Genomic DNA, 8698 nt, shown 5'->3' with positions numbered 1-8698 from the left:
GCGGCGCGCGCGGTGCTCGGCGTCGCCGGGGCCGCGCTCACCCCCTGCACCCTCGGCATGATCACGACGATGTTCGCCGATCCCCGGCAGCGGGCGAGCGCGATCGGCGTGTGGGCGGGCTGCTTCACGCTCGGCGCGATCGCCGGGCCCCTGGCGGGCGGGCTGCTGCTCGACCACTTCTGGTGGGGCTCGGTGCTGCTGCTCGGCGTGCCCGCGATGGTCCCGCTGCTGCTGGCCGGCCCGTTCCTGCTGCCCGAGCACCGCGACCCCTCGGCCGGACGGCTCGACGCGGCGAGCGTCGCGCTGTCGCTGGCGACGATCCTGCCCGCCGTCTACGGGGTCAAGGAGCTGGCCGCGCACGGGCCGCGCCCGCTGCCCGCCGCCGCGCTGGCCGCCGGGATCGCCGCGGGGGCGCTGTTCGTCCGCCGCCAGCGGCGCCTGCCCGACCCGCTGCTGGACGTCTCGCTGTTCCGCGGCCGGGTCTTCGCGGTCGTCATGGCGGCGCTGACCGTCTTCCCCCTGGCGTCCGGCGGCGCCATGACGTTCATCGCGCAGCGCTTCCAGCTGGTGGACGGCCTGTCGCCGCTGGAGACGGGGGCGGTGATGCTGCCCGGGATGCTCGCGGCGCTGGCGTCCTTCCAGGCCGCGCCGCTGCTCGGCCGCCGGGTCCGGCCGGGGCTGCTGCTGCCGGGCGGGATGGCCGTCGCGGTCGCGGGGTTCCTGGGCGTGGCCGCGGCGCCGGACGCGACGGCGCTGGCCGCCGCGTTCGCCGTCACCTGCCTGGGCAGCGGCCCCCTCGTCAGCGTCGGCACCGCCATCGTCCTCGGCTCGCCGCCGCCCGAGCGGGCCGGGTCGGCGGCCGGGCTCTCGCAGACCGGCAACGAGCTCGGCACCGCCCTCGGCGTCGCCCTGCTCGGCAGTGTCGGCACGATCGTGTACCGGGCCGCGCCCGGCCTGCCGCCCGCCGCCCGGGAAGGCCTCGCCCACGCCGTCGCGCGCGGCTCCGGCGTCGCCGAGGCGCGCGCGGCCTTCACCACCGAACTCCACGTGATCGCGCTGGTCTGCGCGGTCCTGCTGGCCGCCGTGGCCGTTCTCGTCGCGCGGACGCTCCGGCACCTGCCCGTCCCCGGTCCCGCCGAAGCCCCGGCGCCGGACCCCGTCCTCGAAGGAGCGGTCTCATGAGAAGGATCGTCGCGGAGTTGTTCAGCACGCTCGACGGAGTCGTCGAAGGCCCGGAGACGTGGCACGGCCCTCACCATGACGACGAGGTGGACCGGGCCGTGATGGCGGGCATGGACGAGGCGGACGCCCTCCTCGTCGGCCGCCGCACCTACGAGGACCACGCCGCCTACTGGCCGACGGCCGACGGTGCGATGGCCGAGCGCATGAACGCCTTCCGGAAGTACGTCGTCACCTCGTCGGACGCCCCGCTGGAGTGGGCGAACTCCGAGCCGCTCCCCGGACTCGACGAGGTGGCGGGGCTGGACGGCACGCTCCTCGTCACCGGCAGCCCGACCCTGGTGCGCGGCCTGCTCGCCCGCGGTCTGCTGGACGAGCTCCGCCTCGTGATCGACCCGATCGCCGCCGGCTCCGGCGGCCGGCTCTTCGACGCTCCGGTCTCCTTCGAGCGCGCGGCGTCCCGCGCGTTCCCGTCCGGCTCGGTCTCGATCACCTACCGGCCCGTCCGGTAGGGGAGGCCGCCGCTCGCGTCCGGCCGTCCCGGACGGGACGGCCGGACCCGATCGACGCCGGGTCAGGGTGGGCGGATCAGGCCGCGACGGGAGGCGGCGGCGACCGCGGCCGTGCGGGAGTCGACGCCGAGCTTGGCGTAGAGGTGCACCAGATGCGTCTTGATCGTGGTCTCGCTGAGGAACAGCCGCTTGCTGATCTGCCGGTTCGAGAGGCCCTCGGCGACCAGGCGCAGCACCTCCAGCTCGCGCGCGGTCGGCGTCGCGGTGGGCGAGCGCATCCGGCCGAGGAGGCGCGAGGCGACGCTCGGCGCGAGCGCGCTGTCCCCGGCGGCGGCCGACCGGATCGCGGTGAACAGCCGGTCGGGGGGCGCGTCCTTGAGCAGGTAGCCGGTGGCGCCGGCCTCGATGGCGGCGAGGATGTCGGAGTCGGTGTCGAACGTGGTCAGCACGAGGACGCGCGGCGCGCCCGCCCCCGCGGCGGTGATCTCGCGGGTGGCCTCGCTGCCGTGCATCCCGGCGCCGAGCTGCAGGTCCATCAGCACGACGTCGGGGCGGAGCCGGCGCGCCTCCTCGACGCCCTCCCGCCCCGTCGCCGCCTCCCCGACCAGCGCGAAGCCGGGCTGGTCGGCGAGCATGGCGCGGATCCCGGAGCGCACCACGGGATGGTCGTCCACCAGCAGGATGCGGATCGGCCCGCTCACCGCCGCTCCCCGCCGCCGGGCAGCGGCAGGGTCGCCACCACCGCCGTCCCCTCCCGCGGAGCCGACTCGACGGTGAGCGCGCCGCCCAGCGCCCGGGCGCGGTCGCGCATCGCCCGCAGCCCGTAGCCGGTGCCCGCCCCGCTCTCCGGCGGGCGCCCGCCGGCCGCCGCGGGATCGAAGCCGCGGCCGTCGTCGAAGACGTCCAGCACCACCATGTCGTCAAGATAGGTCAGGGTGACCCCGACGTTCTCGGCGCCGGAGTGGCCGGCGGCGTTTCCGAGAGCGCCCTGGGCGATGCGCAGCAGCGCGACCTCGTGGTCGACCGGGAGATCGGCGGGGGACCCGGAGACCTGGAAACGTATCCGGGCGGTCGACCGGGCGTCCGCCGACTCGGTGATGCGGCGCAGCGCGTCCGGCAGGGAGGACCGCTGCAGGGCGGGCGGGGCCAGCTCGCGCACGAAGTTGCGGGCCTCCTCCAGGTTCTCCGCGGCGGCCTGCTCGGCCTCCGCCAGCCGCCCCACCGCGGCGTCGCGGTCGCTGTCGAGGTCGCGGCGGGCGGCGCGCAGCAGCAGGATGATGCTGGACATCCCCTGGGCGAGCGTGTCGTGGATCTCCCGGGCCAGGCGCTCGCGCTCGGTGAGCCGCGCCGCGTCGGCCTCCGCGCGCAGCAGCCTCTCGCGGGTCCTGACCAGGTCCTCGATGAGCAGGCGGCGCTGCTCGCTCTCCCGGTAGAGCGCCCGGTAGGCCAGGGCCATGAGGGTGGCGACGGAGGCGCCGACGCTCGGGCCCAGCACCTCCGCCAGCGTGACCCCGCCGCCGTGCCAGGCCACGGCCCCGATCGCCGCGGCGGTCAGCAGCGCCACACCGGGCAGCGCGGCGGGCAGCGGCAGCAGGTGCAGGTAGAGGAAGAACAGCGGGAAGGCCAGCCAGACGAAGTCGGGGGAGGACAGGGCCAGCCCCGCCCAGGCCGCGGTGAGAAGCGCGAGCCACAGCCGTGCCGGGAGCGGGCGAGGGCGCCGTTCGTGCCGGGCCCAGACCACCCCGGCGGCGTAGAGGACCCCGAGGGCGAGGCCGCCCGCGGCGATTCCCGCCCGCGCGTCGTGCAGCGTGCGGACCAGGGCGATCGCGAGCAGCACCAGGAAGGTGCCGTGCACGGCCCAGCCGAGCAACCGCATCGCGGGCGAGAACAGATCGTTCGGCATTTCTCACTCACAGTAGGCGACGGGGCGCCCGGGCCGCATCGATCGAATGGTTGATGTCCCGGTGTCCGGAAGAAGGCGCTCCGCCCGTCCCGCCGCACGATGCGCCGGGACGGGCCCGCGGCGCACGCTGGGAAACGTCGGTTCGGATGATGACGGGAACGGGGGCCCACGTGTTCGTGGCGCTGCGAGACCTGCGGTTCGCCAAGGGGCGGTTCGCGCTCATGGGGTCGGTCGTGCTGCTCATCACGCTGCTGGTGACCCTGCTGTCCGGCCTGACGGCCGGCCTGGCGCGCGACAGCGCCTCGGCCATCGAGGACCTCCCCGCCGACCATGTCGTGTTCGGCGGGGAGACGTCCTTCGCGGGGAGCCGGATCAGCGACGCGACGGCGCGGGCCTGGCAGGACGTCGCGGGGGTGCGGGCCGAGCCGCTCGGCGTCTCGATGGGCCGGATGACCTTCGGCCCGTCCGGGGCGCGCGGAGCACCGGCCGCGCTCTTCGGCGTCGCTCCCGGCGACCGGGCGCACCCGCCCGCGTCCGGGCAGATCGTGCTGTCGGCGGAACTGGCCGACAGCACCGGACTGGCGGCCGGCGCCAGGGTCGACGTCCTCGGGCACCGGCTCACCGTGGCCGGGACGGGCGCCGCGTCGTCCTACAGCCACACGCCGGTCGCCTGGCTCGGGATCGAGGACTGGCGCGCCCTGGAGCCGTCGGGCGGCGGCCCTGCCGCGACCGTCCTGCTGCTGCGCGAGACGGGGCGTCCCGACCTGGACGCGGCCGACCGGCGGCTCGGCACCACCACGATCGCCCAGGGGGACGCGAAGTCCGCGATCCCGTCGTTCTCCTCCGAGAACGGGTCGCTGCAGCTCATGCGGGGGTTCCTTTTCGCGATCTCGGCCCTGGTCATCGGCGCGTTCTTCACGGTCTGGACGATCCAGCGCCGCGGCGACGTGGCCGTGCTCAAGGCGCTCGGCGCGAGCACCGGCTACCTGCTGCGTGACGCGCTCGCCCAGGCCGTGCTGGTCCTGCTGGCCGGGGCCGGGCTCGGCGGCGCCGCCGGCGGGCTGGCGGGCCTCGCGATCGGGGACGGCGTCCCGTTCGTGGTCTCGGCCGCCACCACCGTCCTGCCCGTCGCGGTGCTGGTCGTGCTCGGCGCGGCCGGCGCCGCGCTGGCCATCCGCAAGATCACCTCCGTCGATCCGCTGACCGCGCTGGGAGCCGCACGATGAGCCTGGCCCTCGCCGACGTCGTCCTGACCTATCCCGACGGCGACCGCACCCTGACCGCGCTCGACCGAGTGAGCCTGGCGGTCGGGCCCGGCGAGTTCGCCGCGGTCGTCGGCCCCTCCGGATCCGGCAAGTCGAGCCTGCTGGCCGTGGCCGCGACGCTCGTGTCCCCCGACTCCGGGACGGTGGCCGTGGCGGGCCGGGAGACCGCCGGGCTGCGCCCCGCCGAACGGACCCGGCTGCGCCGCGACCACATCGGCATCGTCTTCCAGCAGCCCAACCTGCCGGCCTCGCTGACGGCCCTCGACCAGCTGACGGTGATGGCGCACATGGCCGGCCGGTCGCCGCGGCGGGCCGCCGGCCGGGCCCGCGACCTGCTGGCCGCCGTCGACCTCGCGGGGCTGGAGCACAAGCGGCCGCACCAGATGTCGGGCGGCGAGCGCCAGCGGGTCAACATCGCCCGCGCCCTGATGAACGGCCCGGAGGTGCTGCTCGTGGACGAGCCCACCAGCGCCCTGGACCACGTCCGCGGCGAGCAGGTCGTCGAGCTGCTCGACCGCCTCACCCGCGACCGGGGGCTGGCCACGGTCATGGTCACCCACGATCTGGCCAGGCTCGCCGCCGCCGACCGCGTGTACTCCATGACCGACGGCCGCCTGTCCGAGAGCGCCCCCGCCGCCGGTCAGCCGCGGTAGGTCTCCAGGAGGCGGAGCCAGACCTCGCTGATGGTGGGGTACGAGGGGACGGCGTGCCAGAGGCGGGAGAGGGGGACCTCGGCGGTGACCGCGATGGTGGCGGAGTGGAGCAGTTCGGCCACCCCCGCCCCGACGAAGGTGACGCCGAGGAGCGTCTCGCTGTCCAGGTCGACCAGCGCGCGGGCGCGGCCCTGGTAGCCGTCGGCGTACAGCGAGGCCCCGGAGACGTTGCCGAGCTCGTAGTCGACCGCCCGCACCCGGCGCCCCTCCCGCGTCGCCTCCTCCAGGGTGGGGCCGACGGCCGCGACCTCGGGGTCGGTGAAGACGACCTGCGGGACCGCCCGCTCGTCGGCGGTCGCGACGCTGCGTCCCCAGGCGGCGGTGTCGAGGGGGCGCCCGGCGGCGCGGTCGGCGATGACCGTGCCGAAGATCCGGCCCTGGTACTTGCCCTGGTGGGTCAGCAGCGCGCGGCCGTTGACGTCCCCGGCGGCGTACAGCCACTCGCCGGGCACGCCGACCGCCAGCCCGGTGGAGTCGACCTGGATCGGCCGGCCCGGGGTGAGCCCGACCGTGTCCAGCCCGAGGTCGTCGGTGGCGGGCGTGCGGCCGGTGGCGAACAGGACCTCGTCGGCGGTGACGGTGTCGCCGCCGTCCAGGGTGAGCGTCACCGGTCCGTCGCGGCGGACACCGGTGACCGACGTTCCGAAGCGCAGGTCCACGCCGGCCGCGCGCAGGCCCTCGGCCACGGCCTCGCCGGTGAACGGCTCCATGCGCGGCAGCAGGCGCGACCCGCGCACGAGCTGCACCACCTCGCTGCCGAGCGCCCGCCAGGCGGTGGCCATCTCGCAGGCCACCACGCCGCCGCCGATCACGGCCAGCCGCGGCGGCACCCGCTCGGAGGACGTCGCCTCGCGGCTGGTCCAGGGGCGCGCCTCGGCCAGGCCCGGCAGGCCGGGCAGGGCCGCGCGGGTGCCGGTGCACACCGCGACGGCGTGGCGGGCGGTCAGGACCCGCCGCCCGCCGCCCGGGGTCTGCACCGCGACGCGCCTGGGCCCGTCCAGCCGCCCGCGGCCGCGCACCAGGACGAGCCCGGCGCCCTCCAGCCACTCGACCTGGCCGTCGTCCTTCCAGTGCGAGGTGAACTCGTCCCGGCGCCTGAGGACCGCTTCGGCGTCCAGCGGCCCGGTCACCGCCTGGCGGGCGCCGGCCAGCCGCCGCGCGTCCGCCAGCGCGGCGGCCGGGCGCAGCAGCGCCTTGCTGGGCATGCAGGCCCAGTACGAGCACTCACCGCCCACCAGTTCGCTCTCCACGACCGCCACGCTGAGCCCGCCGGCGTGCGCCCGCTCGGCCAGGTTCTCACCCGTCGGCCCGGCCCCCACCACCACGACATCGAACTCGTCCATGCCCCCAGCCCTTCCGATCGGCCGCAGTCTCGTCCACCCGGATCCTGCCGGACACCGCGGCGTACGGCAGGACTCCCCCCTGCCGCCGTCAATGATCGCAAATCGGGGGACCGGTTCTCCCGGGCCTCCGCCTTTCTGCTACAAGTGTGGTTGCAGACCGCACGACAGGGGAGTCCGTGAGCGCCGAAGGCAGTACCAGGGCCGTCATCACCGCGCTGGCCGCGAACCTCGGGATCGCGGTCACCAAGTTCGTGGCGTTCGCGCTGACGGGCTCGTCGTCCATGCTGGCGGAGGCGATCCACTCGGTGGCCGACTCCAGCAACCAGGCGCTGCTCCTGATCGGCGGGAAGCGCGCGCAGCGGGACGCGACCGAGGAGCACCCGTTCGGATACGGGCGCGAGCGCTACATCTACGCGTTCCTGGTGGCGATCGTCCTGTTCAGCCTGGGCGGGCTGTTCGCGCTGTACGAGGCATGGCACAAGATCAGCGATCCGCACCCGATCGAGGAGTGGCAGTGGGTGCCGATCGCCGTCCTGCTGGTGGCGATCGCGCTGGAGGGGGCGGCGCTGCGCACCGCCGTCCGGGAGTCGAACCGCAGCCGCGGACGGGCGGGCTGGGTGCAGTTCGTCCGCCGGTCCAAGTCGCCGGAGCTCCCGGTGATCCTGCTGGAGGACACCGGCGCGCTGGTCGGGCTGGTGTTCGCCCTCGCGGGCGTCGGCCTGACCCTGGTCACCGGCGACGGCGTCTGGGACGGGATCGGCACCGCCGCGATCGGCGTGCTGCTCGCGGCCATCGCGATCGTGCTGGCCACGGAGGTCAAGAGCCTGCTCGTCGGGGAGTCCGCGACGCCGGAGCACCTGCGGCTGATCAGGCGGGCGATCGTGGAGGGCAGCGACGTCCCCGCGGTGATCCACATGCGCACCATGCACCTCGGGCCGGACGAGCTGCTCGTGGCCGCGAAGATCGCCGTGGATCTGCGGGACGACGCGCGGGAGGTCGCCGACGCGATCAACGACGCCGAGGCCCGCATCCGCGCGGCGGTCCCGATCGCCCGGCTCGTCTATCTTGAGCCGGACGTGCTGCGTAAGGAGGGCTGAGGACGGTGACGCGCAGGCCGCTCGGACGTCTGGAGGCGGAGGTGCTCGCCGCGCTGGCCGGGCTCGGCGGGGCGGCCAGCACCGCCGAGCTGGTGGAGCGGCTGGACGGTGATCCCGCCTACACGACGGTGAACACCATCCTGCACCGGCTGCACGACAAGAAGCTGGTCACGCGCGCCCGGGCGGGCCGGCACTACCGGTACCGGCTCGCCGTCGACGAGTCCGAGCTGGTGGCGGGGCGCATGCGCGACCACCTCCGGCACGCCAGCGACCCGGGGAACGTGCTGAACCGGTTCGCGCGGTCGCTCAGCGCCGAGGAGGCGCGCAAGCTGCGCGAGTTCCTCGACCCTCCGGAGGCCGGCGGGTGAACTGGTTCACCTTCCTGCCCCTCGCCATCATGCTGACGCTGAGCGCCGCGCTGGCGAAGGCGCCGTCCCGGCTCCATCCGTCCTGGTCGGCGCGGCTGCTCGCGACCACCGGCGCGCTGACCGCGGTGGCCGCGCTCGGCACCGGCTTCTTCGTGGCCGTCAACTACGCGGCGACGCTGGCCCCGTCCGCGGCGGCGCACGTCCCCGAGTGGGCGCTGTTCGGGGACGACCGGCCCGTCCCGGACGCGGTGGGGATCCCGGCGGCCATCCAGTGGTCGAACGCCTGGGCGAAGCTGTCGGCGTGCACGAACACCACCA

At 75.5% G+C, this 8698-nt stretch carries 9 protein-coding genes and 1 pseudogene; 7 read left to right on the top strand and 3 right to left on the bottom strand.

The genetic code is table 11. The annotated features are described in order from the left end of the window. Positions 1–1182 (top strand): MFS transporter (locus ABWI04_RS40290; RefSeq protein ID WP_353835695.1); only part of this gene is annotated, 1182 nt, incomplete at its 5' end. After that, a complete protein-coding gene (locus ABWI04_RS40285; protein ID WP_345182965.1) occupies positions 1179–1691 on the top strand; it encodes a dihydrofolate reductase family protein in 513 nt (170 codons plus the stop codon). The genes ABWI04_RS40290 and ABWI04_RS40285, both read left to right, overlap by 4 nt. A gap of 62 nt (positions 1692–1753) precedes the next feature. On the opposite strand, the gene ABWI04_RS40280 is transcribed toward ABWI04_RS40285, so the two are convergent. Together ABWI04_RS40280 and ABWI04_RS40275 are read right to left on the bottom strand one after the other, a co-directional pair. Continuing rightward, entirely contained in the window at positions 1754–2392 is a 639-nt protein-coding gene (locus tag ABWI04_RS40280) for a response regulator (RefSeq protein ID WP_345182966.1), read from the bottom strand. Next, positions 2389–3594: a sensor histidine kinase gene (locus ABWI04_RS40275; RefSeq protein WP_353835694.1), complete on the bottom strand. Its 1206-nt coding sequence runs from the start codon at positions 3592–3594 to the stop codon at positions 2389–2391. Before ABWI04_RS40275 ends, ABWI04_RS40280 begins: the two co-directional genes overlap by 4 nt. 170 nt (positions 3595–3764) lie before the next feature. On the opposite strand from ABWI04_RS40275, the gene ABWI04_RS40270 reads away from it, so the two are divergent. Together ABWI04_RS40270 and ABWI04_RS40265 are read left to right on the top strand one after the other, a co-directional pair. Next, complete coding sequence (locus ABWI04_RS40270; protein WP_345182973.1) at positions 3765–4820, top strand: FtsX-like permease family protein; 1056 nt, start codon at positions 3765–3767, stop codon at positions 4818–4820. After that, positions 4817–5512: an ABC transporter ATP-binding protein gene (locus ABWI04_RS40265; protein WP_345182968.1), complete on the top strand. Its 696-nt coding sequence runs from the start codon at positions 4817–4819 to the stop codon at positions 5510–5512. The genes ABWI04_RS40270 and ABWI04_RS40265 overlap by 4 nt, the downstream gene beginning before the upstream one ends. Here ABWI04_RS40265 and ABWI04_RS40260 read toward each other — a convergent pair. Continuing rightward, positions 5500–6915, bottom strand: coding sequence for a dihydrolipoyl dehydrogenase family protein (locus ABWI04_RS40260; RefSeq protein ID WP_345182970.1), 1416 nt, complete (start codon positions 6913–6915; stop codon positions 5500–5502). The two genes, ABWI04_RS40265 and ABWI04_RS40260, sit on opposite strands and share 13 nt — an antisense overlap. A gap of 176 nt (positions 6916–7091) precedes the next feature. On the opposite strand from ABWI04_RS40260, the gene ABWI04_RS40255 reads away from it, so the two are divergent. The 3 genes and pseudogenes from ABWI04_RS40255 to ABWI04_RS40245 all read left to right on the top strand — a co-directional run. Next, positions 7092–8012: a cation diffusion facilitator family transporter gene (locus ABWI04_RS40255; protein WP_345182971.1), complete on the top strand. Its 921-nt coding sequence runs from the start codon at positions 7092–7094 to the stop codon at positions 8010–8012. Positions 8013–8017: 5 nt separating this feature from the next. After that, positions 8018–8380: a BlaI/MecI/CopY family transcriptional regulator gene (locus tag ABWI04_RS40250; RefSeq protein ID WP_345182972.1), complete on the top strand. Its 363-nt coding sequence runs from the start codon at positions 8018–8020 to the stop codon at positions 8378–8380. Then, positions 8377–8698 (top strand): annotated as a pseudogene (locus ABWI04_RS40245) (hypothetical protein); the annotation flags it as partial. The gene ABWI04_RS40250 and the pseudogene ABWI04_RS40245, both read left to right, overlap by 4 nt.

The sequence above is a fragment of the Actinomadura sp. NPDC000929 genome (genome assembly GCF_040492065.1).
Lineage (GTDB): Bacteria > Actinomycetota > Actinomycetes > Streptosporangiales > Streptosporangiaceae > Spirillospora > Spirillospora verrucosospora.
Note: the sequence above shows the minus strand (reverse complement) of the source record. Positions and strands in the feature narration are given on the sequence as shown.